This is a genomic window from Pseudoalteromonas sp. P1-9 (assembly GCF_001399975.1).
Lineage (GTDB): Bacteria > Pseudomonadota > Gammaproteobacteria > Enterobacterales > Alteromonadaceae > Pseudoalteromonas.
Genome location: NZ_LKBD01000040.1, coordinates 14198 through 40436 on the forward strand (window position 1 = coordinate 14198; position 26239 = coordinate 40436).

Consider the following 26239-nt stretch of genomic DNA (forward strand, 5'->3'; position numbering starts at 1 on the left):
AACCAGCATTTGCTGGTTATAAGATTCTTTTGGTGGTGAAAGTGCCGCTATTTGTTGCACGGTGAACAAAGTGGATCATTTTCCTCATTGTCCAACGCGAGTTGTTGCCCTTTCAGCGCAGCAAATCGTGCTGCTATTTTCTCAGGAAGTTGCTTTTCAACCTCCCGCACGGCTTCATTTATCGCAGCCAAAAATGCGGGCGATTTTGCATTACCGTGACTTTTAACCACAATACCGCGTAATCCTACCAAACTTGCACCGTTATACTGGTCGGGGTTCATCTTTTTATAGAGTTTTTTTAGCACTGGAAACATTAAAAGTGCTGCGGCGCGGTAAAAAATGCTTTTTTTGAGGGTTTTATTTAGTTTATGAATGATCATTTTGGCAATACCCTCACAGGTTTTTAATGCAATATTGCCAACAAAGCCGTCACATACAATAACATCGGCCTTGCCTTTGAAAATGTCGGTGCCTTCACAATAACCGATGTAGTTAAGTGCATTTGATTGTTCAAACAGCTCTGACGCGCGTTTGATATCTTCATGCCCTTTAATATCTTCTGCGCCGATATTGAGTAACCCCACAGTTGGGTTTTCGATACCTTGCGATTGCTCAGCAACCACACTGCCCATTACGGCAAAATCAAACAGGGTTTCTGGATCTGCAGTAACATTGGCCCCTAAATCCAATAAGTAAACTGGTTTAGGTTTTTCAGTTGGAACCGAACTGATTAATGCGGGTCGGCTAATGCCCGGCAGCATTTTTAAGATGCAATAAGCCATCGCAAACAGTGCACCAGTATTGCCGGCAGATACACATGCTTGTGCTTCTCCTGATTTAACTAAATCAAGGGCTTTTCGCATTGAGGAATCTTTTTTACAGCGTAACGCTGTGGATGGTTTATCGTCGTTATTGACGACTTCGCTACAGTGCTTAATCTGTAATCGAGGGTGTTGCAAAACGTCGAGCTTTTCAAGCTCTGTGCGAATAAGCGTTTCGTTACCGCATAATATCAAGGTGATATTATCGTGCGAATTTACAGCTTCAATTGCTGCAGGCAACGAAGAACGGGGGCCGTAATCGCCCCCCATTATATCTAACGCTATGGTTAGATTAGACATCAAAATAGCTCTATTAAGAAACTACTTTTTCGCCTTTGTAGTAACCGTCTGCAGTTACGTGGTGACGACGGTGCGTTTCACCTGATACTGGATCAACTGTTAGAGTTGGACCATTGATCGCATCGTGTGAACGACGCATACCACGCTTAGAGCGAGACTTCTTGCTTTTTTGTACAGCCATTGCCTTATCTCCTAAGAATCTTTCTTAAGTTGTTTCAAAATTTCAAATGGATTTGGTTTGTCATCTTCTGCTTCTATTTCACCAAAGCTCAAAGGCTTTTCTGAAAATCTGCAATGAGACTCTTCATGCATCGGTACTATTGGGATGGCTAACATTAATTCATCTTCAACAAGTTGATGTAAATTAATTTCACCTTCCTCATCCATCTCTACTACGTCATAACATGACGGTAGATGCTCAGATGACTTACCTATACCTATTGGCGAATAAGCAAAGTCTAGTTCCAAATCCAACCCTAACTCTTCATTACAGCGCTGACAAATGGTTGTAATGTTGGCGTTGGCATGGCCTTCAACAACACTAATTCCCTGTTCGTCTTTTCTGAAATGAATTTTAACTTCGACCTCACCCTCGTTCCGTACAACCACATCGAGTAATCGAGGAAGTTGCTCGAACAACACAATACCGTCATAAGTGACCTGTTTTTGTGCGGTTCGTATAGGATCAAGCGTGATCGGAATCTTCACCTTTTGCATAGGGGCTGCATCATATAGATTGTTAGACTTAGAGTCAAAATAAAATTCAACTTTCCTTTGCATTTAGCGCAATTGAATCCTATTCTGCGCAAAAAGTAAGTATTCGATGAAAATTATCATGAAAACCCCGTTTATTTTAGCGTCAAGTTCGCCGTTTAGAAAATCAATTTTAGAAAAAATTTTACCGGTATTTGAGAGCTTTTCACCTAATATTGATGAATCGTCAAAAGCCAATGAAAGCGTTGTTGAATTGGTTGAGCGATTAGCGCTTGAAAAAGCCAAAACAGCGCTTCAATTTTATCAACAAGGAGTGGTGATTGGTTCTGATCAAGTTGCGGTGTTTGAAGCGCCAGATAACACAGTGCAAATACTCGGAAAACCACATACTCGCGATAACGCAATTAAGCAACTTTCATTATTTTCAGGTAATAAAGTGCGTTTTATCACCTCGCTTGCCGTGTTTGATATTGCAACTAATAACACCTTAGTAACGCACGACACCACCGATGTGTACTTTAAAACCTTGCGCCAAGCCCAAATTGAACAATATATAGATAAAGAACAACCACTGAACTGCGCGGGCAGCTTTAAATCGGAGGGGTTAGGTATTGTGTTATTTGATAAGATCTTAGGTGAGGATCCCAATTCCCTTGTGGGTCTGCCTTTAATTAAGCTAACCAACCTGCTTGCACAAATTGGTATTGACCCACTGGATTTAAAATAAATCGACTAGCTGCTCGAACTGGTCAATGATCGCGACTGGCGCATAAGGCTCTAATTGAGAAACCGGATGTGCGCCAAAGCTAACACCAATAGAGGCTACTTTGGCATTTTGAGCCATTGTCAAGTCCATGCTGGTATCGCCTATCATCACCGCCTTATTAGGAGCAATATTAAGTTCGCTACAAATTTCTAAAATCATTTCTGGTGAAGGTTTAGAAGCACACTCACAAGCGGTACGTGTCGCTTTAAAAAATGAACTTAGCTGAGTCTCGTGCATTAAACGGTCAAGCCCTTTGCGACTTTTGCCCGTCGCCACAGCCAATGTATAACCTTTGTTTTTTAATGCTGTTAAACATTCAAACACATGAGGAAATAACGTCGATGGCGTATCGTCTTCTGACACATACACCTCTTTATATGATTGCGCTAACTCAAACGTGGCACTTGGTTCATTAAAAAGCCTCTCAATTGCGACCTCTAAACTAAGACCAATAATTTGACGAATAGCATTATCACTAGGCCTTGTTAACTGGTGACGATCTGCAACAAGCTTTACCGTATTCACAATTTTTGGCACGGTATCCATTATGGTACCGTCCCAATCAAAAATGATAAGTTCTTTCGCTGTCATCTATGCTTCTTCACGTAGTGTTTTGATGCAGTTCTTTAACTGATTATCCAATGGCGCCTCAACACGCATCGACTCTTCTGTTTTAGGGTGAATAAAGGTTAAGTCATGTGCGTGTAAAAATAGGCGATTTAAACCTTTTTTCTTCATTTCGCTATCAAACTCAGCAACACCATATTTGTCATCGCAGGCAATTGGGTGACCTTTACATTGCGTATGTACACGAATTTGATGCGTTCTACCTGTAACTGGTGATGCTTGCACTAACGTCGCGAATTGGCCAAAACGCTCTAATACACGAAAACGGGTTTGGCTCGGCTTACCTTCTGCCTCGTCTACGCGCACTACTCGCTCACCCGACTGCAAGGTATTTTTACGAAGTGGCTCAGTAACATTCTTAATTTTACTTGCCCAGCTACCTGTAACCAGTGCCCAGTAATTTTTTTCCATGGTTTTTTCACGCAGTTGTTCATGCAAACCGCGTAATACCGAACGTTTTTTAGAAACGAGTAAACAGCCTGACGTATCGCGGTCTAGTCGATGCACTAGTTCAAGATTACGTTCATCTGGGCGAATGCTACGCAGTGCTTCGATTAAGCCATAACTTAAGCCACTGCCACCATGAACAGCCATACCAGATGGCTTATTTAGTACCATAAGGTATTTATCTTCAAATAAAATTGCGTCTTCAAGCTTAGCAATTTTATCTAAATTTTTAGGTACAAATTCTTGCTTCTCAGCCACTTTAACTGGCGGAATACGCACCACATCACCCGCTTGAAGCTTATAAACTGGCTTAATGCGTTTTTTATTTACGCGCACTTCGCCTTTACGCAAAATTCGGTAAATTGCACTTTTTGGCACCCCTTTTAAAGCGGTAATTAAAAAGTTATCAATTCGTTGCCCATGGTTGCCTTCATCGATGTCAACAAATCGGACCTGATTTTTTTGCTGTTCTGACATTGCCTAATCACTGATTTGAGTAATAATTTAGTTGCGAAGCGTCCATATTTAATGGGATAATCGCGCTTGAAATTGACCTTTTGTGAGCAAAATTCACGCTCCACGTGTCAATTTGGTGTTTTATTAGCCAAAGCTAACGATGAAACACGCTTTAAGACGCAGATCATACAGGTCTATGACAGCTTTCTAAAGCTTTTAACGATCTTAAAGCGCATGTAGCGGCCCCCTGAACCAATGAGTGTACTAGATTGTAATTCAGAAAAGCCCCATCTAACTCAGCTAATAAACGTATTTTAAAAGATAAAATACGAGATTTACGACCAAACGTCGTTCAGAATAAAATTAAATGAATTTTTGTGCTGGGTAAGAAACAAATACCGAGCACCTGCCTAGAGTGGCAATTTAACAGAAAATCGGAGTTATACTCCCCCCAGACAGCCCAGTCGTGAGACTGCACAAACTCGTGGGTGTCTGAACAACACTGGTTGTTAATCTCTTACTACTATTACAGAGTTTAACAATATGAAACGTATGCTGATCAATGCAACGCAACAAGAAGAAATGCGCGTTGCACTGGTTGATGGACAGCGCTTATATGATCTAGATATCGAAAGCCCTGGCCATGAACAAAAAAAAGCAAATATCTATAAAGGTAAAATTACCCGCGTAGAACCATCTCTAGAAGCTGCTTTTGTCGACTACGGCGCTGAGCGTCACGGTTTCCTCCCTCTTAAAGAAATTGCCCGCAGTTACTTCCCTGAAGGTTACACTTTCAACGGTCGCCCAAACATCAAAGATGTTGTAAAAGAAGGCCAAGAAGTAATTGTACAAGTTGATAAAGAAGAGCGCGGCCAAAAAGGTGCAGCACTGACTACCTTTATTAGCGTTGCAGGTAGCTACCTAGTATTAATGCCAAACAACCCACGTGCTGGCGGTATTTCTCGTCGTATCGAAGGTGATGAACGTACAGAGCTAAAAGAAGCGCTGTCTCGTTTAGAATTACCAAAAGGCATGGGCTTAATTGTACGTACTGCCGGCGTTGGTAAGTCTTTCGAAGAACTTGAATACGATTTACGCGCCCTGCTTGTACATTGGGATGCTATCAAAAAAGCGTCAGAAAGCGGCCCTGCACCATTTTTAATCCACCAAGAAAGCAATGTAATTTTCCGCGCTATTCGCGATTATTTACGTCGTGATATTGGCGAGATTTTAATTGATAAGCAGCGCGTATTCGATGAAGCAAAAGCACATATCGAACGTTTTCGCCCAGACTTCATTAACCGTGTAAAACTGTACACAGGTGATGCACCACTGTTTACCCATTATCAGATTGAAAGCCAAATTGAATCTGCATTCCAACGTGAAGTACGTTTACCGTCAGGTGGTTCAATTGTTATCGACCCAACTGAAGCGCTAACCTCAATTGATATCAACTCGTCTAAAGCAACAAAAGGCGGCGATATTGAAGAAACGGCACTAAACACTAACTTAGAAGCAGCAGATGAAATTGCGCGCCAACTTCGCTTACGTGATTTAGGTGGCCTAGTTGTTATCGATTTCATCGATATGACACCGCCGCGTCACCAACGCGCTGTTGAGAACAAGTTAAAAGAAGCAGTAAAACCAGACCGTGCACGTGTACAAATCGGTAAGATTTCACGTTTCGGCTTACTTGAAATGTCGCGTCAGCGTCTTCGCCCATCGCTGGGTGAAGCAAGCCAAGGTACCTGCCCTCGCTGTAACGGCCAAGGCACAGTACGCTCAAACGAGTCACTTGCATTGTCGATTCTTCGTCTACTAGAAGAAGAAGCGATTAAAGACAATACGTCACAAGTAAATGCACAAGTACCGGTGCCAGTAGCAACTTACTTACTAAACGAAAAACGCAAGAGCGTGCGCCGTATTGAAAAACGCCACGGCTGTCATGTAGTGATTATTCCAAATCCACATTTGGAAACACCACACTACGAAGTATTGCGTTTAAAGAAAGATGAAACGATTGAAACGGTAAGCTTTGACCAAGTTCAAGCGCCTGAAGTAAAAACGGATGCCATTGTTCACGCTGAAAAAGCGGTTAAAGAGCAACCAGTACTACAAGGTGTTGTTGTACCAAGCGAACCAGCGCCAGTTAAAAAAGAAGTAAAAGAAGGCTTATTCACTAAGATTGCTAAGTGGTTTGGTAGCCTATTTGCTTCTGAAGAACCAGAAAAACCAGTGCAAAAACGTAGTGGTGGTCGTCGTAATAACCAACGTGGTAACGACAACCGTCGTCGCAATCAACGCAAACCAAATAACCGTAATAAGCAAGCTGCTGGTGAGCAAAAAGAGCAACGCGAACAGCGCGATGAAAAACGTAACTCAAAAGAGAACAACAATCGTCGCCGCCGTAACAACCGCTCAAACGCTAACAAGGTTGAGAAAGAACAAAAACCTGTTGAAGCGGAAGCAAATCAACAACAGCCAGTTAAAGTAAAAGAGCGTCGTCAACGTCGCAATATGCGTAAAAAAGTGCGCATTGAGAAAACCAATGAAGCGTTAGAGACAAATACAGAAACGCAAGCGCCGGTTGTTGAAAATGCAGCTCCGGTTGAAAAGCAAAAGCCACAGCGTTCCAAGCCTGTAAAAGCGAAAAAGCCAGCAAAAGTGACTGAAGAAGTAAAAAACGCTGATCTTGTAGCGGCTTCAGAAACAAACGCAGACGCGCCGGTTGCAGAGCAAAAAACACATGAAGTTGCCGAGCAACAGGTTGTTGCTAACGACGTAGCCAATGAACCTGTTGAGCAAGTTAGCGAGCCAAAAGCCGCACCTGAAAGCGCTGAATCACTAAACGACGACGAAAAAGAGACGCGTACGCGCTCTCGCCGTTCGCCTCGCCATTTACGTGCAGCTGGTCAGCGTCGTAAAAAGCCAAGCGAAACTAAGTCTGATATTGAACTTGAGACAACAGAGTCACCAGGTTTTGTACCAGTTGCTGATCAAGCAATGGCAGAAGTAGAAGTTGACTCAGTTGCAGCAGCTGACGTTGCCGTTGAACCAACTAAAGTTGAAGAAGCACCAAAAGTTGAACAAGCGCAGCCTGAAGTCAAAGCTGACGTAGTTGAAGACGCTAACGGTGAAAACCTTGAAGCTGTCGCTCCAGTTTCAGAAGACGTTGTTGTTGAAACGCAACAAACGGAAACGACGACAGTTGAAACACCAAGTGTTGCAGCGGTTGTCGCTCAAACTGAGACAGACACAGCACCTGTAACAAACGGTATAGCGTATCGCCATGCAAGTGCGCCAATGACAAAAGCGTCTGGTGGCGCAATGACTGAAGGTTTTGAAATGCCATCAGCAATGCCACACAGTGAACGCCAAGTACCAAGTGCAAGCAGTATGCAACCGGGTAGCATTAACCCTGTTGGTAAAGCAAGCGCACCAATGGCAAAAACAGTTTAATCTTAAGTTGTAACTAAAAGAGCCGCAATATGCGGCTCTTTTTTTGTCTGAAATTTAGTGTATTAGCAATTCGTATTTTTTAATTAAGCGAATTGGAATAGCAACTCTTCAACTAGCGTTAGTTTTCTTCAAAGAAACGTTCTAATTGGTCTTTCAAGTTAGGTGGAATTCCTTTTATGGTTAAGGTGTCGCTGTACTTATCATATAAAACACGTTCACCTAAGTGCTTGCGCTCAAAACTCACACTTACACCACTGCCTTGACCTGAAAATTTCACCATAGACGTTACTGTCTTTTTATCAACCGGGAACGATTCTTCTAAATCGTAGGCTTGCTCTTTATAAAAACTGTCGAAGCTTATTTCATCATCTTTACTTATAGTGCTTGATAACTGTGATACGTCAGCATCGCTGCCGCTAGCAACACAGTCTGAACAATAATCAAAGACTTGCTTGCGTAAGTCATCTTTTTCAGTTTTATCAAATTGTCTATTCGATAAATAGTCTTCAACCGCCGATAACATTGCTTGCGATTGCTGACGCGCATCAATCCCCTCTTCACAACCTAAGAAGTCTAAGAAGAAATCGGCCACTTTACGCCCTGCACGCCCTTTGATAAATGAAATATAACGGTTGTCTTCAAGCGCTGTTGCCATACCATTAAGATCGATACGTGCCGCTAACTGCATTTTAGCGATATCTAAATGACGCGATGAGGTAAGATCAAGCTCTTGGTTAATCGAGTAATGCTCTTTTACATTCACTAATGCGATCATCACGTAATCGTCGGCGACAAAGCGGTAATGACAAAAAATAAGGTAACCCGTTTCATTAAACGCGTATTTGTTTAATTCTTCTTTTAAAACCTCGGCGGCCTGCTCGGTTAAATGATAAAAATGCATTTCGCCTTGGCGATAACTTTGAATACTCGAACTTACCACGCCATTTTTCTCAGGACTAAAACCGCAAAAGCCTTTTCCAGGCTTACCGTTGTAGGCATGGTGTAACTGCTCAATAAACACATTAACCTTATCGTTGACTGGCATTTCATCATTGCGAAGATGAATTTCAACTGTTTCGTCTTTTTTGTCGACATAGTGAACGACGAGTCTTTCTACTTGCACTGTCATCTTTGTTTTTCGCGCCTCAAATGTTAAAATATGAGTAATTTTATAAAATTAGAACTTAATTGATGCCTATCTTATCAAAATATTCAGACCAGCAAGTAGAAAATCTTGTTGATGACCTTTTAAAAACCCTTGTAGCCCACAAAGCGCCATTAGATTTAAGCCTAATGAGTCTTGGCAATACACTTTCACATATCATTAATGAAAAAGTGCCGGCAGCACAACGACAAGCCCTAATAGATAATTTTACACAAGCATTAAAAGACTCAGTAAAGTAACGCTATGAATTTGTCATCACAACAAGCGTTTTCGTCTAAAGCGGCAAAACTGTTGAGCTGGGGCCACTGGTTCACCTTTGCAAATATTTTATTTGCATTGATTGTGAGTAGCCTCTATTTAATTTCAGATCCAATGCCGATGACGTTTAGCGGCAAAGTATTCTTGTTGTTAAACTGGCTAGGTCACATTAGCTTTTTGACATTTTTATGCTTTGTGCTGACAATTTTTCCGCTCAGTCTTATTTTTCCATACCCGCGGCATATTCGGGGCATGGCTGCGGTAATTGCAACCTTTACCATGTCGCTTCTGGCATTAGACGCCTATGTTTATTTTCAACTTGGCTATCATTTGTCGCCGCAGGTATTTGAACAGATTGTGTCCTTGATCAGTGATACAATTTCTACTAATCCTAGCCTTTCGCTATTTATCGCGGGTGGCATTATTTTTGTAATTTTGTTTTTTGAACTCGTTGCCAGTAACTTCACGTGGCGACACCTCACAGAATTAAGACAAAAACCGTTTCGTCGTTATATATCTCCGGTATTTATTGTTGCCTTTGTCGCCAGTCACCTACTTCATATTTGGGCTGATGCGAATGTTAAGCTAGATATCACCAAACAAGATAACGTTTTACCGCTTTCTTACCCAACCACAGCGAAAAGTTTATTGGCGCGTTACCAACTTGTCGATTTGGACGAGTACAAAGAAGCGCAGAATGTTAGCTTTGCCAATGAAAAAGTGACTTATGTTGCGCCAAACCAGCCGCTAACCTGTAATACAAATTCAGCTTCTGCAAAAATATTAGTTTTTGATAACCAGGCTTTATTAACTCAGTATTTAAGTGACAAAACACTTAATGCCACAGATAACTTTTATCAGCCGGCAAATAAACGTGAATCACTGTTTAATTTGGTTTATGGCTTGCCAAGTTACTATCAAAAAGTGATTCGTGCACAGGGGATTTTGCCAGCATGGAGCAATAGCGTTAATGCATCGTTTATTAATCTTCCGCGCTTAGCGGAAGATGAGAGCGCCAAATTAACGCTTCACTATGTGAAAACACATGAAGACCTTGCAACCATTAAAAATAGCGTTGTAGATTTTGCATTTTCTCTGGCAAACAGCGAAAAAGATGCATGGTCAAAATCAACACTTTATACCGCTGCACACATTACACCTGCAGGCATTATTACACCACAAGATGTGATTACAACAGTGCTAGCCAACACCTTTAATTGCCAAAACGTGCAAAATACGACGTTAGGTAACAACCTGTATGATGGTAGCGATACTGGTGTGAATATTAGTGGCAATACCTTACTTATCTATAAAAAAGATAAACTGACCTTGCTTACGTCTGACGGTAAACATGAGACAGTATCAGCACAGCAAGGCTTCGCCATTGATAGCCACCTTGAAGTGCCATTTTTAGTGCAGAGCCTGAAGAAATTAAAGCAGTTTGAGCAATAGCCATTCTCTTTCTATAATCTAGTGACAAGACAGGATGTCACTAGATTATGAGGGAATCGCAATGAAACTACTCACCACCCTACTCTTTATTCCATTCACATGTTCAGCGCTTGATTACTATAAATGTACAACGGAAAACGGCATTACTTTTAGTCAATTTCCATGTGAATCAAAACAGCAACAACAAACCCTTACGCTCAAAGCAGTTAATACCAGTTCTAAGCCCTTCGCTAAAAAAGACACTATCGATCGCTACACCCAAAAACAACATGTGCTAAAAATTAAATCCGACATTAAAGGGGTTGAACATAAAATAAGTGCACTGAAAAAGGCGCGATTAAATGAGCTAGCACAGTTAAAAACTCAGCTCGATAAGCACATGTCAAAAGAAGATAAAACAACCTTAAAAAGAGAGGTTAAAACCAAACGCAAGCAAATCAAGGAAGAGTACAGGGATTTAATCGACTTGCAACAAGACGAATTAAAAAGGCTAAAGAAAAAGCTCAGCAACAGTCGAAAGTAATTGCCAATTAGAAACAGATGCAACTTTCATTTATTGTTCCGTCATTCTACATAGCTGCGCTAAAACCGAAGTGAGATAGGTATAAAAAAAGCCACTAACGTGGCTTTTTAAAACGGACTTTACTCCATTTTTAGAGTTAAAACCCCCGTTATACAAACGCTGGTTTAATGCGTGCTAACAGCGCTAACGATTCACTGTCAATTTCACCTTTACTAAGCCACTGCTTTAACAAGGTTTCATTATCTAACGCTGCACCATTCACTTTTTCTTGAAGCAATGTTACTTGTTCACTCAGTCGTACCGCATCATCAGATTCTGGAGAACCCATTTCGTTTAATAATTCAATACGAATAGTAATTTGCTGACGTGTTAACTCGCTAGGTACTTTTTGTTGCCAAGGCGCGGGAATGATACCTTGTTCAAGCTGTTCAAAAAGTGAAATTAGCTTTTCTTTATCTTTACTGTTTTTAAGTATTTCTTGCTTTACAGCATACTCTGTCAACGTACTGCTTACCTCATTTGATAACTGAGATTTCAGTAAATAGGCCTGCTTCAGTTCATCACGCAAATTCGTAAGCGCTGACATTGCATTTGTTAGCGAATCAACATTATCTAATTCAACGTCTTGTGTAATGCGCGTGAACTCGCTTTGTAATGAAACTAATTTCTCGTCTTGCTGCTCTCGCTTGGCTTGGCGCTCGCTGTCGCGCAATGAAAATGCACGATCATTAACTGCTCTAAACTCATTCCACAGCTGGTTTTCAAGCTTTTTACCGGCAAAACCGATGTCTTTCCAACGTTGTTGCAATGACTTTAATTGCTCAATCACGTTTTCAATATTATCGTCTGTTAAACAAGCTTCAGCCTCTTTCACGAGTTTTGCTTTGGTATCTGCATTAACCGCATAGGCCGCTTTAATAAACGCAAATATTTGGTTATCAACCGGTTTTAACTCTGCAAGCAGCTGTTTATAATTTTTGTTATCGACTTCGCCTGCATTGCGCCAATTTTGCTTAAGCTGCTTATACTGCTTTTCTACCTCTTTTAGTGTTAGCGTATTTACGCCATCTGCTAACGCTTTATATTGCGCAATCAGATCTTTACGTTTAACAACATTTTGCTCGCGAGCGGCTTCAAGTGCAGCATAATGCTCGCGGCACGGCGTAAACGCGACTTCTAACTGTTGATTAAAAGTATCATCCAGTACTTTTTCTTCATCCGTTGAAATGTAGCCAAGTTCATTCCAACGTTTACGTGCTACCTTAATCCATTGGCTTAACTCGGCAATATCTGCATCATTTTGTGCAATTTTCTGCTTAACTTCTTCAATTAACTCATGGCGCTTCGGTAAACTAATTTCACGTTGCCACTCGTTTACTTTCGTCAGTTCTTGATCAACAAGTTGATACTCTGATTCAAGCTTTTGTTGCGATGACTTAGGCAGCTTTTCAATATTTTCTTGTACGCCTTTAAAAATACCAAAACACACCTTGTAGCGACCAGCATCAATTAAACGCTTGATATCTTTAAGCTGTTTCGTTACATCCTGTTGTAACGATTTAACCTCTTTAAGCAGGTCTTGGTGCGAGGCTTTCCAGCACTTATCCATTTCGCGCATTTGCTTTTGATAATTTTGTAATAACGGCTTTGGTAACTGTTTTAGCATATCTGACGTGGTGCTATACCACTGAGACTTAGCTTCTTGTGCTTCATCAAGCCCTTGTAAGTCACTTGCAACAATTAATGTTTTACCTAAATTAACTTGCTCAGCAATCTCAGGCAATGACTCAATAACATGTTTTATTCCAGCACATTGCGCTGTTAAACGCTGAGTGAACTTAGTAAAGTCACTATCGCTTTGTGATAAGCTATCTAGCTCTGCTTGATGCGCATTCATTGCTGATAATGCCGTTTCTAGTGCTGATACGTTATCAGCCGTCGGTTCAAGCAATAGCGCATCTAGCGCATTTTCACCGCGTTCTTTCAAGCTTACGCTTGTTTGCTTTACTGACTTAATTTTATCTTGTCTTAACTTCGCCGCTTGTTCTTCATCAAACTTAGCTTTTAAACCAACTAAATGCTTTTGTGCTTTTGCCGTAATATCTTGGTATTTAGCAACCACACTTTGCTTATCGTCCAAGTAATCTAATTCAAGCTGCTGCCACTGGGCTTCAAGTTGTTTGTATTCGGTATCGCACTTTACAAAATCAAACTTATCGCGCAATGCGTTTAGCTTAGCCAATACTAATGTACTTGCCTTATTCACCTCAATTGGTTTAAGCGCTTCGCGTTTACGCGTTTCTTCTTGTTGTTTTAGTTGTTCAGCAAGTGCTGGTTTTGCATGCTTTAACAATGCTTTATCTAATTGATATTGTTGCATAACTGGAACTAACTCCAGTTGTTGCGAATCGCTGGCGTGAGCAAAGAAATCTGTGATTAACGGCTTTTTACCTATTCGCTTTAGTAACGAAACTTGCACATTAAAATCGTTTACTAGTGGCAGTAACGCTTCTAATTGTTGGGTTTTATCACAACGTTTTACCAGTAACTCAAGTTCATCGTTAGTTGGCTTTTTTTGTTCAAGCTGATTAAAAATTTCTTTTTCAGCTGCACTAACAACTGGCTGGCTGTTTTCTTGTTTATATGTTTGCCACCATAAACTAATGTCATTAATGCGTTTTAATGCTGCAATCTTAACCTTGTCGTCGTCATCATTATTAGCTAACTGGTTTAAGATTGTATTATCTTTTACTTTATTGGCATCAAGTTGGCTAATTGCTAATAAACGATCTGATGCTTTTTTACTTTTCCATTTCGGCGTGAATAAACTACTAAATATCATCTTGCGCGAACCTTGCGATCTCATTTTTAGGACTGAATTCTTTCTTTAATTCTGCTTTTGACTTTTGCACCATCTGACCATCTTCACCAATCGTGAATTGCTCATTGGTTTTAGCTACTTTTGCTTGGTACAACATCACTAGCTGAACAGTTTGCTCTCGTTGCTCATCAGACAGTGGCGTGCCATCTGGCCACTTTCCAGTTGCAGCGCCGTACTCAAGGCGTTCGAAAATTTCTGGCGTTAAGGTGTTAACTAAGTGTTCAATGTTCATGCTAAGACTTTTTCAATAAAATGATGCGAATACGGTTAATAAGGTACCAGATAAAACCCACGGCAATGGCGCCATAGGTTGTCATTTGTTCAATGCTATCTGCAGCTGGCTCTCGTGAGTAAAGGTACAAAAAACCGCCTAAGAAAATAATCAATGCGACAAATGACTGATTGAGCAGCGCTTGCTTACGCTTAACGTAACGACGACTGGCGAGCCTAGCTCTTTCATGATCATCAAGCCCTGCTACAGCAGTATCACAATGTGGACATACTTTATGTTTATCGGAAATCGGTTTGCTACACGCTGGACAACTTATCCTCGCCATTTACTGCTCCATTAAACTAATAAAAAAGGCGCCTTAAGGCGCCTTCTATTTTACTCTTTTTCTTGGCTGTTGTCTTTTTTAAACTTCACCCAATAGTCATCTACTGACTGTTTCATTTCTTTACGCAGCAACATAATGCCGAATAAGTTAGGTAAGGTCATTACAACAATGGCAACTGCCGCCAATTTCCACACTAAAGTGGTGTCTGCAAATGATGCCCAGAAAAACGCTGCGACATAAAATACGCGATAAGGCATTACTGAACGAGAACCTAGTAAATAGGTCATTGCGCGGTCACCATAGTAAGACCATGCAATTGCCGTAGAGAACGCAAATAGTAATAAACCGATCGATACAATGTATTGACCGTTTTCACCAAAGTAGCCACGCTGGAATGCAAGCGTTGTTAGCTCTGCTGAGTGTACAAGCGACTTACCCTTAACAACGATACTTTTATCAACAATTTTACCTTTTTTGATAATAACTGTACCAGTATGCAAGTGGTCGCCATCAAGTAAGAAGCGAATTTTCTCACCCACTGAGCGATTGTGTAACACTGTGAAGTTTTGATTTACAGCCTTACCTTCAACAACATTTAGCGTACCATTAAACGGCTTAACGCTTGACTCGCCACCATTTAAATACGCGTAAAGTTCATTGCGCTGCGCATCAACACGCTCATGATACGTACCATCGATGAACTCCATGCTGGTACGTTCAAAACGTGTATCAAATTTTTCTGTCCACGCGCCTGATGATAAAATTACAAGACCCGTTAACGTACAAATAATAATTGTGTCGATAAACGGTTCAAGAATTGACACCATACCTTCAGAAACTGGCTCATCCGCCTTCGCTGAGGCGTGGGCAATTGGCGCAGAACCTTGACCTGCTTCGTTTGAGAATAAACCACGGTTTACACCACGGTTAAACGCATAGGCAAATGACGCACCAATAAAGCCGCCTGCTGCTGCAGAACCCGTAAAGGCATTAGTAAATACAGAGGCAAATGCAGGGCCGATATTTTCTATGTTATAAAAAATTACGCCAAACGCACCAATAATATAAACGGCTGCCATAAATGGTACAACGCGTGAGGTAATTGCGGCAATACGTTTAATACCACCTAAAATAACCAGTGCTAGTAAAATTGCTAAAACACCACCTGTTAGCATAGGTTCAAGACCAAAGCTTGCTTCCATACCTTGGGCAATATTATTAATTTGTGGCAGTGAACCGGTACCAAATGAGCTAATTACGGTTGCGATTGCAAACAGTACCGCAAGCCATTTCATATTTAAGCGACGGTCCATGTAGTACATTGGGCCACCGGCCATAGTGCCGTCTTCTGTTTTAACACGGTATTTATGAGATAACGTTACCTCAACAAATTTGGTTGTCATACCGAAAAACGCAGTCATCCACATCCAGAAAAGCGCCGCTGGACCACCAATTGATATTGCCAGTGCAACACCACCGATGTTACCCGTACCTACGGTACCAGAAAGCGCTGTTGCTAACGCTTGGAAGTGCGTCGTATCACCTTCGTGTTCTTTTTTATCGTATTTACCACTTACAATTTTCCAGGCGTGTTTAAAATACAACACCTGTGGAAATTTTAAGTAAATGGTAAAAAATAGACCAACCCCTAGTAGCACGTAAGGAAACCAAAAGGCGCTCCCTAACATACCATCTAGCATATCTAAAAAATTGCCAAATGCTTCCACAACTTGTTCCTCTTGTTATTATTTTTTTGGGGAGCAATACCAATTCTGTTAAGTATGTGATCAGAAGTAGCGCTGGAGAAATGAAATGATAACAAGGCGGAATTTATCTTATGTAGTTGTTCTACATTGATAAATTCTAACGCAGTTAGCATGATATTTAACCCGCTAAAATGATCAGCTATTTAAGTGAATTGGTATAAGCTCCCCTATTTTTATTATCGTAGTTTATCTACCACACTTACGATTGCCGCAAGTGTGTCTTGTCCAAATGAATACGAACGGCGATCTGACCAGCCGTAATCAAGATCTGGTAAATTATTATTATCTTTAAATGGCATTTCAATTGTGTAAGACAAACAATTGAATTCTTGGCCTACCCAGCTAGAACCCACAGTTAAATTTGCCTGACCTGGTTCATCTTTTGGATAACCATGTTCATCCTGGAATTCTGGTGTAGTAACAAACATCGCCGCTTTAAAGCTATCTTCTAGGTCTTTTAAGCGCGCATCGTAACGTGGAATGCCTTCACTGCCCGCAAAGAAGTTAAACGGAATAGCTTCATCGCCGTGTACATCAAGACACATATCAACACCGGTAGCGAACATTTTTTCGCGTACAAAATACACTTCTGGACTCTTTTCGATTGATGGTGTTTGCCATTCACGGTTTAGGTTAACGCCCGCTGCATTAGTACGAAGGTGACCACGTACACTGCCGTCTGGGTTCATATTTGGCACAATATAGAAAACCGCTTTATTTAATAATGCAGCGGCATGTGCGTCTTCGTCATCCAATAGTTTGTGAAGCACACCTTCAATAAACCACTCTGCCATGGTTTCACCAGGGTGCTGACGGGCGATCATCCAGATTATTTTCTTATCGTCAGCAGGTTCGCCGATTTGTAATACGCTAATATCTCGGCCATCAAGTGTTTCACCTAATGTTTCGATGGTGCAGCTTTCGTGTGACTGCGCCCAAGAAAGTAGGTCTTGGTGACGCTCATAGCTGTATGGTGCAAAGTATGCGAAATATACTTGTTCGCACTCTGGTGTAAACTCGATAACCAATTGGTTATTTTCAAACTTAGTTGGTACTCGGAACCATGTTTGACGGTCATACGATGCAACTGCTTGGTAATCAACCCACCCTTCTGGGTACGCTGATTTATCTAAATCAACAATCGTCAAACGATGTAATAAATCAATTTGTGATTCTAATTTAAAGTGAAACCACTGGAAAAATTCAGACTGGTTGTCATTTTTAATTTTTAATTGAATATCTTCACGGCTTTCAAGGCTAAGTACCTCAATATTACCGCTATCGAATTGGCTTGTAATTCTCATAAACTGTGTTCCCTAACGCACAATAGCTTTAAGCCTATCAAAATAACGAGTGGGCTGAAACAATATGCGAGTAATTGAATAAAAAAGCCGGCACAATGGCCGGCTTTTAGATAAAAAATTAGATTAACGAGGTAAGCTTGGGTGTGTTACTTCAGCCATATCTTGCATACAGCGAACAACCTGGCAGCTATAACCAAACTCGTTATCGTACCAAACGTAAAGTACTACGCGATCACCATCAACAATCGTTGCTTGTGAATCAACAACACCTGCATAACGGCTACCAACTAAGTCAGTTGATACGATTTCAGTAGATGCAGTGTAATCGATTTGATCACGTAAATCTGAGTAAAGTGCCGTTTCACGTAAGAATTCGTTTAACTCTTCAACTGATGTTGCAGTTTCAAGGTTAAGGTTAAGAATTGCCATTGACACATTTGGTGTCGGTACGCGAATAGCGTTACCCGTAAGCTTACCTTCAAGTTCAGGTAATGCTTTAGATACTGCTTTTGCAGCACCCGTTGACGTGATAACCATGTTAAGTGCCGCAGCACGGCCACGGCGCTCAGCGCTGTGATAGTTATCAATTAAGTTCTGGTCGTTCGTGTACGAGTGAACTGTTTCAACGTGACCGTTCTTAATACCGAACTTGTCATTTAATGCTTTTAGCGTTGGCGTAATCGCATTTGTTGTACAGCTTGCTGCTGAGATAATTGTATCTTCAGACAGGATATCTTTGTTGTTTACGCCGTAAACAACGTTTTTGATATTGCCTTTAGCTGGTGCTGTAAGAAGTACTTTTGACGCACCTTTTGCCGCTAAATGCTGACCAAGGCCATCTTCGTCTTTCCAGATACCTGTGTTATCAACTACAAGTGCATTTTCAATGCCGTATTGCGTGTAATCTACTTCGCTTGGCGAGTTAGCGTAGATAACTTGAATGTAGCTACCGTTTGCTTTAATTGCGTTACGTTCGTTATCAACAGTGATTGAACCATTGAAAGGACCATGAATTGAATCGCGGCGTAATAAGCTTGCACGCTTTTCAAGGTCACCTTTTTTACCGCCACGTACAACAATTGCACGTAAACGTAAATCTGTGTGAGGACCACTTTTTTCGATTAGAAGACGTGCTAATAAGCGACCGATACGGCCAAAACCGTAAAGTACTACGTCGCGCGGTTCAATTTTGTCTTCTTTATTGTGGATTTCAGCTAATTCTGCTGCTAGGTACTCTTCGATTGAACGACCTTCACCCGCATTTTTATAGATATAAGCATAAGCTAGTTTACCTAAATCGATACGTGCTGAAGTCAGTTCCATTTTGTCGATAGCTTCTAAAAACGGGAAGCTTTCGCGAAGACGTAATTTGCTGTCTTCAAATTGTGCAACAGTTTTGTGTGCTTTAATAACGTCGATTGTGCTTGCATTAATTAGTGGACGACCGTAGATGGCAATCTCGATGCCGCGGTTACGGTAAAGCTTACCAATAATTGGTTGCATGCTTTCAGCGAAGTCTTGGCGTTCCTGCCAGCTATTCAGATAATCTTGCTCGTGAGATGAGGTCATTTTGTCTACCTAAACGTAAAATTTTGAACGGATAGCCTAAAGCGTTAATTGTGAGAAGTGCTTTAGACGCGTGCATTCTAATTGAAAAACATTGTTTTTTCCACCATTTCAATACCAGACTTTTGCCGTGTACCGATAATCTCCTTGAGCGAAAACAAATATATGCGATTTATGACCAATGCACTATTACATTTAAGCAAAGGATTCGCTAAGCTTAGAACATCCTATTGTAGTTATGTCATTAAATTGTGTTAAAAAAACTATCTGCACTTTGTTTGCTTTCTCTTCTCGTTGGCTGCGACAATGCCAAAAGTATTCGTGAAATTTGTGACGAAAATAGCCAGTTTTGCGCCGATCTTAACACCGACAGCCATTGTAATACCGAGCGTGCCGACGTTATTTTAGGGCGCTATGCAGAATCAAAAACGCCTGATGATGCAACTAAATACAAACTACTCAGCGCATTTCACGATTATGCGAAATGTGTTGAGTTAGCAGCTAGCATTGAACACATTAAACTAAAAGAAAAAACCACGTCGCGCGTAAATGGTCACCTCACTGCACTAAAAGAGATAAACCGTTTATCGAAAGAGACACGAAATTCACAATATCCGCACCTGCTATTCTATCACTGGTCACGAAATGGTGATGAAGGCGCCATTCAATCACTGATTGCAATGGATGAAAAACGTGAGTTAGAAACGTCTGAATTCCAATACAAATTAGCTACTTACTACACTAAGTTTGATAGCGATTTGGCAATAGATAAGCTTTACCATGCGCTTGAGTTAAACCCTGCTGGCAACGAAGCCAAGCCAGAAATCTACACGGCACTAACAAATATGTTTTATCAAATGGAAGAGCATAAGCTTTCTTATATTTGGGCATTAGTAGCAAAAGAAGCTGGCGTACAAAATATTGACTTAGCCCCGCTTGAATATGAACTTACTAATCAAGGTAAATCATTAGGTGAGCTTGCAAATCTTGCGGCAGATACCCTATCGCGTATTGAAGACGGTAATTTCACCTCGCCGCGGTAAGGTTTTCACATCAAGTAAAATTCGATTGCTTGTAATTGTAATAAAGAAAAGAACAAATAAAAAAGCCTGCATTAAGCAGGCTTTTTCGAATTGGCTTCATACATACGCTTGGTTAGTCTTTACTGGTACCAACTTCTACGCGTGTCTTCAGTTTTTGACCTGGGCGGAATGTAACAACTCTGCGTGCAGAAATTGGAATATCTTCACCCGTTTTAGGGTTGCGCCCCGGACGCTCTTTCTTATCTCTAAGATCAAAATTACCAAAGCCAGAAAGCTTAATTTGCTCGCCTGCTTCTAGTGCAGTACGAATCTCTTCAAAAAAGCTTTCGACAAGGTCTTTAGCGTCTTTTTTGTTAATACCAAGTTTTACAAATAGGTGTTCAGCTATGTCGGCTTTTGTAAGCGCCATAATCTAGTCCCTCAACGATGCGTTAAATTGTTCAGCCAATTCGGCCACCACTAAGTCTACAATTGAGTTGATGTCTTTCTCTTCAAGGGTTCGCTCTGAATTTTGCAGTGTTAATGCAATCGCTAAACTCTTGTGATCAGCCTCAACTCCTTTGCCCTTATACACGTCGAATAAGTTTAGGTCAACTAGTTGATTTCCGCCAACTTTTTTAATTGACTCTAAAATATCACCAGCATTTACCGAATCTTTAACAACAATCGCAATATCGCGTCGGTTAGATGGGAACTTAGAAACCTCAACCGCTTCAGGTAAAACACGGTTTTCTAAACCTAACAACTCGATTTCAAAGGCAAAAACTTGATTGTTAATTCCTAGTTTAGACTGTATTTCTGGGTGAATACAGCCTAAGTAACCAATTTTTTTACCATTTCTTATAATCGAAGCTGATTGACCTGGGTGTAAACCTTCATTTTGCTCAGCAACAAACGAAATATTCGCCATATCACCAGTTAGGTTTAACAGTGCTTCAACGTCGCCTTTTACATCAAAAAAGTCGACCGGTGTTGATGCGATACCCCAATGTTCGTTATGGGTATTACCGTAAATCACACCACCAATAATTTGCGTTTGCTCAACACCATTTTCAGCGGCATCGTTTTTAACAAACTTTAAGCCTGACTCAAAAAGGCGGATACGTGATTGCTGACGGTTTTGGTTATATACCACAGAGCCTAATAAGCCTGGTAATAAGCTTACGCGCATCGCCGACATTTCAATTGAAATTGGGTGCGGTAATACCAGCGCATCGGCACTTGGGTGTAACAAGTTTTGTACTTTTGGATCGACAAAACTGTAGGTGATTGCCTCTTGGTAACCACGGCTAACGAGCTCGTTACGAAAACGCTTAAGCGGCAGCACTGCTTCTTGGTGATCTGTCATCGCCAATTTCGCTGTTGGTGCTACATTTGGAATATTGTTGTAACCAAATACACGTGCTACTTCTTCAATTAAGTCTTCTTCAATTGAAATATCAAAACGGTAACTTGGTACATCAGCTTGCCAAGTGTCATTTTCAAAACTAACTGTAAGACCTAAACGAGTAAGAATATTTGTTACCGTTGCATCATCAATGTGATAACCAATTACACGGTCTAAACGTGCACGACGTAATGTCACTGATTTAGCTTTTGGTAGGTGCGCTTCTGAAACTGCTTCAACTACAGGGCCTGCTTCACCGCCAACAATATCAAGTAATAGCTGGGTTGCACGCTCCATTGCGTCATGCTGAAGTTTGTAATCAACACCACGCTCATAACGGTGCGATGCATCCGTATGTAAACCATAGCTGCGCGCTTGTCCTGCAATTGCCAGCGGACTAAAGAAAGCACTTTCTAATAAGATATCGTGTGTTGTTTCGGTAACACCTGATTTCTCACCACCGAAGATACCAGCCATCGCAAGTGCTTTTTGGTTATCGGCAATTAACAGCGTGTTCTCTTTTAACTTTGCCGTATTGCCGTCTAGTAATACAAGCTCTTCACCTGGATTTGCGTTACGTACTTTAATACCACCTTCAATTGCGTTTAAGTCAAACGCGTGCATTGGGTGACCAAGTTCAAGTAATACGTAGTTTGTTATATCAACAACAGGATCAATTGAACGAATACCACTGCGACGTAATTTCTCTACCATCCAAAGTGGTGATTCAGCATTTAGGTTAATGCCTTTAATTACACGACCTAAATAACGAGGGCATGACTCAGGATTAACTAATTCGATGTCAATTTTGTCATCAATTGTCGGTGTAACCGGCGTAATTTCAACGTTAGTAACGTCAAGGCTGTTTAATACGCCCACTTCGCGTGCCAGACCTTTAATACCAAGGCAGTCACTGCGGTTTGCCGTCAAATCAACATCAATAGTGACATCATCTAATCCGAAGTATTCACGAATATCTGTGCCAATTACAGCGTCTTCAGGTAATTCTAAAATGCCGTCTGAGCTTTCAGCCATGCCTAACTCTTCAAACGCACATAACATGCCGTGAGAAGGTTGACCGCGTAATTTTGCTTTCTTAATTTTAAAATCGCCCGGTAATACCGCGCCGACTTTAGCAACCGCTACTTTTAAACCTTGGCGACAGTTTGCAGCACCACATACGATATCAAGTAGTTCGTCTTCGCCAACATCTACTTTAGTTACGCGTAATTTGTCTGCATCTGGGTGTTGGCCACATTCAACCACTTGACCAATAACAACGCCTGAAAAATCACCGGCAACAGCGTCTAAACCATCCACTTCAAGGCCTGCCATCGACAGCTGCTCAGAAAGTGCATCAGTATCAATTGCTGGGTTTACCCATTCTCTTAGCCACTTTTCACTAAATTTCATTGTTACTTCACTCTTACTTGAATTGGTTTAGGAATTTTAAGTCGTTTTCGAAAAATGCACGTAAGTCATTTACGCCGTATCGCAGCATGGTTAAGCGCTCAACGCCCATACCAAATGCGAAACCTGTGTATTCTTCAGGATCGATGCCAACAGAGCGAAGTACATTTGGGTGAACCATGCCACAGCCTAATACTTCTAACCATTTACCGTTTTTACCTTTCACGTCCACTTCTGCTGATGGCTCAGTGAATGGGAAGTACGAAGGACGGAAACGGATTTCCATATCTTCTTCAAAAAAGTTACGTAAAAAATCGTGCAAAATCCCTTTAAGCTCTGTGAAGCTTACGTTTTTATCAACCATCAAGCCTTCTACCTGATGGAACATTGGCGTATGCGTTTGGTCGTAATCATTACGGTATACACGACCCGGTGAAATGATACGCAGTGGCGGCTGTTCCGCTTCCATAGTACGAATTTGTACACCACTTGTTTGCGTACGCAATACCAGCTTAGGATTAAAATAGAAGGTATCGTGATCAGCACGTGCTGGGTGGTGCTCAGGAATATTCAACGCGTCAAAGTTATGGAAATCGTCTTCCACTTCCGGACCAGATTTAACAGCAAAACCTAGCTCACCAAAAAAGCTTTCAATTCGTTCGATAGTACGTGTTACAGGATGTAGACCCGTAGTCGGTTGAGTACGACCCGGTAGCGTCACATCAATAGTTTCTTTTGCTAGCTTCTCTGCTAATGCTTTTTCTTGTAGCGCTTCGCGCTTCGCATTGATTTTTTCTTGAACTTGCAGCTTTGCCTGGTTAATTACCTGACCTGCAGTTTTACGTTCTTCTGGGTCCATTTTACCTAAGCTTTTCAATAGGCTAGTAATCTCGCCTTTTTTACCTAAGTAATTTACGCGCACATCTTCTAAATGAGCGATTTCACTGGCTTTCTCAACAGCTTCAAGGGCTTCAGCCAAGATTGCTTCTAAATTCATAAGGGCTTTTCACTCGTTTTTGCCAACCAGCTCAATATTACATTGAGTTGGCTTGATTTCTCGTAACGTTTAACTATCGATTAACGTAACATTTTTTAATAAAAATTAGCCCATTATGATACCCGAAAAACAATTGTTTTTACTAGAGCGATAATGGTTAAAAAGGCACGTTATTGTTAATTTTAGGTGGTTTTTTTGGGCTTATTTCGATTGCACTAATTTAGTGGTCGCATATTACGATAAAAAACAATTTAGAACTAAGACGAAGAATCAATAAATAGCGGGTTTATATTTTGATTTTCAACACCGTTTTTGCTGCATTTCGCCCGCATCGATAGCTGCGCAACAAATAAAAAGGCAAGAGCACGATTTTTCAAAACGTGCCAAACTAGCTTAAAGATCCAAAATAGACTTAATAAAAGGAATGGTAAGCTTGCGCTGTTCAACGATTGAAGCGTGATCAAGCTTATCTAAGATATCCAGTAACGCACGCATATCACGACTAACGCGCGACAATAAAAAACGTGTAGCTTCTTCAGTGAGTGTTAGGCCACGCATTTTCGCACGTTTTACTAACGCTTCGGCTTTGTCATCATCACTCATCGAGCGGATTTGAAAAGTGGTGCCCCAGTTGAGTCGCGATTCGAGATCTGGCAATGCAATATTAAGCATATTAGGCAGTAAATCCCCAGCAACTACTAACATTTTCCCTTCACTATTGAAGCGATTGAAAAAATTAAATAGCGCTTTTTCCCACAGTGGATCGCCTGCAACTTGCTGAATATCATCAATGCAAATAACATCGAGCTTTTCTAAGTCGTCAAGTACGTGTGGGTCAAGCCAAGCAAGATCTTTACAGGATAACAAAAAACACGATAAGCCGAGCTCTTGTGCACGAATACACGTTGCGTACAGTAAATGTGATTTACCTGAGTCGGAAAAACCACACAAGTACACATAATTAAATGGCATTGTGTGAAGTTGTGTTAATCCCACTTCAAGTTGTTTAACAACATGGGAATTTTCTCCGCCAAAGAAGCTCATAAATGTTTCGTCGTCCGGCAATGTTACCGGCAACGCCATTTGTTGATATTCACTCATTACTGGCTTAGCCACTGATACTCAAGTTGTTGTGTATTTTGATGACTAAATGGATCAAAAATAATCTCAAATTGTGAATCCAATTGTAGCGCTTTTTTCAAGCTATCTACGTGTGCATTTAGATATAGCACTAAATCCACTCTTTCCCCCTGACGGAAACTTATATCTAATTCATCAACTTGGGTAAGCGTACGTAAGCGAGTTTTTAACGCCTCAAGCTGTTTAATGCCTTTTACACCAAAAAAGCGTACTGACACACTGCTCGCAACTTCAATTTCACCAAGTGATGCATACTGCTTGGCTATTTGCGTTGAAATACTACTAACAAGCTCTCCGATAATCGTGAGTTTGTCACCCTTTAGCTGGTGTAATTGGAATGTACCTTGGTTGGTAAACTGCCAATCCAGGTGCCATACATTCTCGCGTTGATACAGCCTTGCCGACACAATGACTTCAGGTTCGTAACGACGCGAGGCATTTAAAATTTGCTGCGGAAAGTTAGCCCACACATCTGTAACCGTTAAATTCATGCGATCTTCAAGATCAAGTAACGGCATAACAATTGGTAAACCTGCATTGTTACTATTGGTATCGAGCAAGTGAAAAATTTGTGGGTAGTCTTCTTTGGTGACTAAGGAACGTTGCACGTCTTCTTCAATTGCAAGCCAAATTAACGTCAGCGGTCTGCGGTTACCCCAAATCGGGATTTCCATCTCATTAAGTACGCCGTCAATTAATTGCGGCTGATACCTAATTTTTAAATACGTTTGGTATAAAGACTCTTCATACTCGTATTTGAGTACAAAGCGAGACAGATTTTTAAACGCATCACCAATTGCAGGGTGTGATTTATCAATACTGCGACCCGATACTTTTTCAAGCACACCAATAAAACCAACACGGTTTGCTCGGCGCTGCTGCGCTTGAGATTTATCATCAACTACCGCTTTATATTGATAAAGATCGGTCACTTCAACGGCTAAAAGAGCCTTACTGAAAACCAGTAATAAAGTAAAAATCAGTGCGTTTTTCAAAGTGTTAAACTTGTATTCCATCGTGGGTCTGATCCTAAAACATCAGATGATGCAAAGCAAAGTAAATTTAGCTAAAAATATGCTTAGAATTATAAGGAATTAAATTTGATATAAAGTGGTGCCCGGGGCCGGACTTGAACCGGCACGTCATTACTGACGAGGGATTTTAAATCCCTTGTGTCTACCAATTCCACCACCCGGGCAT

General features: G+C 41.0%; 23 protein-coding genes and 1 tRNA gene. 6 read left to right on the top strand and 18 right to left on the bottom strand.

All coding sequences use genetic code 11. From position 1 onward, the window contains the following. Positions 1 to 47: 47 nt before the first annotated feature. Genes plsX through yceD form a run of 3 tightly spaced genes read right to left on the bottom strand, consistent with a single transcriptional unit; the run spans position 48 to position 1838 of the window. The gene (plsX, locus tag AN214_RS18405; protein WP_054981044.1) at positions 48 to 1124 is read right to left on the bottom strand and encodes a phosphate acyltransferase PlsX; all 1077 of its coding nucleotides are present in this window, start codon (positions 1122 to 1124) and stop codon (positions 48 to 50) included. 10 nt (positions 1125 to 1134) lie between these two features. Then, positions 1135 to 1302 (bottom strand): 50S ribosomal protein L32, encoded by a 168-nt coding sequence (gene rpmF, locus AN214_RS18410; protein WP_010559953.1) that lies wholly within the window; start codon positions 1300 to 1302, stop codon positions 1135 to 1137. Positions 1303 to 1313: 11 nt separating this feature from the next. Continuing rightward, a complete protein-coding gene (yceD, locus tag AN214_RS18415; protein WP_040641640.1) occupies positions 1314 to 1838 on the bottom strand; it encodes a 23S rRNA accumulation protein YceD in 525 nt (174 codons plus the stop codon). Between the two features lie 118 nt (positions 1839 to 1956). Here yceD and AN214_RS18420 point away from each other — a divergent pair, with 118 nt between their 5' ends. Then, the gene (locus AN214_RS18420; RefSeq protein WP_054981061.1) at positions 1957 to 2562 is read left to right on the top strand and encodes a nucleoside triphosphate pyrophosphatase; all 606 of its coding nucleotides are present in this window, start codon (positions 1957 to 1959) and stop codon (positions 2560 to 2562) included. Here AN214_RS18420 and AN214_RS18425 read toward each other — a convergent pair. Both AN214_RS18425 and rluC read right to left on the bottom strand, forming a co-directional pair. Continuing rightward, a complete protein-coding gene (locus AN214_RS18425; protein ID WP_054981045.1) occupies positions 2554 to 3192 on the bottom strand; it encodes an HAD-IIIA family hydrolase in 639 nt (212 codons plus the stop codon). The two genes, AN214_RS18420 and AN214_RS18425, sit on opposite strands and share 9 nt — an antisense overlap. After that, positions 3193 to 4152 carry a 23S rRNA pseudouridine(955/2504/2580) synthase RluC gene (rluC, locus tag AN214_RS18430; RefSeq protein WP_054981046.1) on the bottom strand — a complete coding sequence of 320 codons (960 nt, stop codon included), beginning with the start codon at positions 4150 to 4152 and terminating at the stop codon, positions 3193 to 3195. 522 nt (positions 4153 to 4674) lie between these two features. Here rluC and rne point away from each other — a divergent pair. Beyond that, positions 4675 to 7590, top strand: a complete 2916-nt coding sequence (rne, locus tag AN214_RS18435; protein WP_054981047.1) for a ribonuclease E — start codon at positions 4675 to 4677, stop codon at positions 7588 to 7590. Positions 7591 to 7708: 118 nt separating this feature from the next. On the opposite strand, the gene yejK is transcribed toward rne, so the two are convergent. Continuing rightward, positions 7709 to 8719 carry a nucleoid-associated protein YejK gene (yejK, locus tag AN214_RS18440; RefSeq protein ID WP_054981048.1) on the bottom strand — a complete coding sequence of 337 codons (1011 nt, stop codon included), beginning with the start codon at positions 8717 to 8719 and terminating at the stop codon, positions 7709 to 7711. A gap of 62 nt (positions 8720 to 8781) precedes the next feature. On the opposite strand from yejK, the gene AN214_RS18445 reads away from it, so the two are divergent. The 3 genes from AN214_RS18445 to AN214_RS18455 all read left to right on the top strand — a co-directional run bounded on the left by AN214_RS18445 (position 8782) and on the right by AN214_RS18455 (position 10988). Then, positions 8782 to 8994, top strand: coding sequence for a DUF1414 domain-containing protein (locus AN214_RS18445; protein ID WP_010559945.1), 213 nt, complete (start codon positions 8782 to 8784; stop codon positions 8992 to 8994). 4 nt (positions 8995 to 8998) lie between these two features. Beyond that, on the top strand, positions 8999 to 10465 hold the full coding sequence (locus AN214_RS18450) for a DUF3413 domain-containing protein (RefSeq protein ID WP_054981049.1): 1467 nt from the start codon (positions 8999 to 9001) through the stop codon (positions 10463 to 10465). A gap of 61 nt (positions 10466 to 10526) precedes the next feature. Next, complete coding sequence (locus AN214_RS18455) at positions 10527 to 10988, top strand: DUF4124 domain-containing protein (protein ID WP_054981050.1); 462 nt, start codon at positions 10527 to 10529, stop codon at positions 10986 to 10988. Positions 10989 to 11136: 148 nt separating this feature from the next. On the opposite strand, the gene AN214_RS18460 is transcribed toward AN214_RS18455, so the two are convergent. From AN214_RS18460 to AN214_RS18485, 6 genes are all read right to left on the bottom strand, one after another. Then, positions 11137 to 13830 (bottom strand): DUF349 domain-containing protein, encoded by a 2694-nt coding sequence (locus tag AN214_RS18460; RefSeq protein ID WP_054981051.1) that lies wholly within the window; start codon positions 13828 to 13830, stop codon positions 11137 to 11139. Next, positions 13820 to 14101 carry a YeaC family protein gene (locus AN214_RS18465; protein ID WP_010559941.1) on the bottom strand — a complete coding sequence of 94 codons (282 nt, stop codon included), beginning with the start codon at positions 14099 to 14101 and terminating at the stop codon, positions 13820 to 13822. The genes AN214_RS18460 and AN214_RS18465 overlap by 11 nt, the downstream gene beginning before the upstream one ends. A gap of 1 nt (position 14102) precedes the next feature. Continuing rightward, complete coding sequence (locus tag AN214_RS18470) at positions 14103 to 14426, bottom strand: hypothetical protein (RefSeq protein WP_010559940.1); 324 nt, start codon at positions 14424 to 14426, stop codon at positions 14103 to 14105. Between the two features lie 50 nt (positions 14427 to 14476). After that, positions 14477 to 16153 (bottom strand): sodium:alanine symporter family protein, encoded by a 1677-nt coding sequence (locus tag AN214_RS18475; RefSeq protein WP_054981052.1) that lies wholly within the window; start codon positions 16151 to 16153, stop codon positions 14477 to 14479. Positions 16154 to 16368: 215 nt separating this feature from the next. Beyond that, positions 16369 to 17496, bottom strand: a complete 1128-nt coding sequence (locus AN214_RS18480) for a M14-type cytosolic carboxypeptidase (RefSeq protein ID WP_054981053.1) — start codon at positions 17494 to 17496, stop codon at positions 16369 to 16371. Positions 17497 to 17619: 123 nt separating this feature from the next. Continuing rightward, positions 17620 to 19065 carry a glyceraldehyde-3-phosphate dehydrogenase gene (locus AN214_RS18485; RefSeq protein WP_010559937.1) on the bottom strand — a complete coding sequence of 482 codons (1446 nt, stop codon included), beginning with the start codon at positions 19063 to 19065 and terminating at the stop codon, positions 17620 to 17622. Positions 19066 to 19313: 248 nt separating this feature from the next. On the opposite strand from AN214_RS18485, the gene AN214_RS18490 reads away from it, so the two are divergent. Continuing rightward, the gene (locus AN214_RS18490) at positions 19314 to 20105 is read left to right on the top strand and encodes a DUF2989 domain-containing protein (protein ID WP_054981054.1); all 792 of its coding nucleotides are present in this window, start codon (positions 19314 to 19316) and stop codon (positions 20103 to 20105) included. A gap of 112 nt (positions 20106 to 20217) precedes the next feature. Here AN214_RS18490 and ihfA read toward each other — a convergent pair whose 3' ends face one another. The 6 genes from ihfA to AN214_RS18520 form a co-directional block, all read right to left on the bottom strand. Beyond that, positions 20218 to 20514, bottom strand: coding sequence for an integration host factor subunit alpha (gene ihfA, locus AN214_RS18495; RefSeq protein ID WP_010559935.1), 297 nt, complete (start codon positions 20512 to 20514; stop codon positions 20218 to 20220). 3 nt (positions 20515 to 20517) lie between these two features. Then, positions 20518 to 22905 (bottom strand): phenylalanine--tRNA ligase subunit beta, encoded by a 2388-nt coding sequence (gene pheT, locus AN214_RS18500; RefSeq protein ID WP_054981055.1) that lies wholly within the window; start codon positions 22903 to 22905, stop codon positions 20518 to 20520. Between the two features lie 13 nt (positions 22906 to 22918). Further along, complete coding sequence (gene pheS, locus AN214_RS18505) at positions 22919 to 23899, bottom strand: phenylalanine--tRNA ligase subunit alpha (RefSeq protein ID WP_054981056.1); 981 nt, start codon at positions 23897 to 23899, stop codon at positions 22919 to 22921. Between the two features lie 393 nt (positions 23900 to 24292). After that, complete coding sequence (gene hda / locus AN214_RS18510) at positions 24293 to 25000, bottom strand: DnaA inactivator Hda (protein ID WP_054981057.1); 708 nt, start codon at positions 24998 to 25000, stop codon at positions 24293 to 24295. Continuing rightward, positions 25000 to 26055 (bottom strand): DUF2066 domain-containing protein, encoded by a 1056-nt coding sequence (locus AN214_RS18515; protein WP_054981058.1) that lies wholly within the window; start codon positions 26053 to 26055, stop codon positions 25000 to 25002. Before AN214_RS18515 ends, hda begins: the two co-directional genes overlap by 1 nt. Positions 26056 to 26150: 95 nt before the next feature. Continuing rightward, positions 26151 to 26237: transfer RNA gene (locus tag AN214_RS18520), tRNA-Leu, on the bottom strand. Positions 26238 to 26239 lie beyond the last annotated feature (2 nt).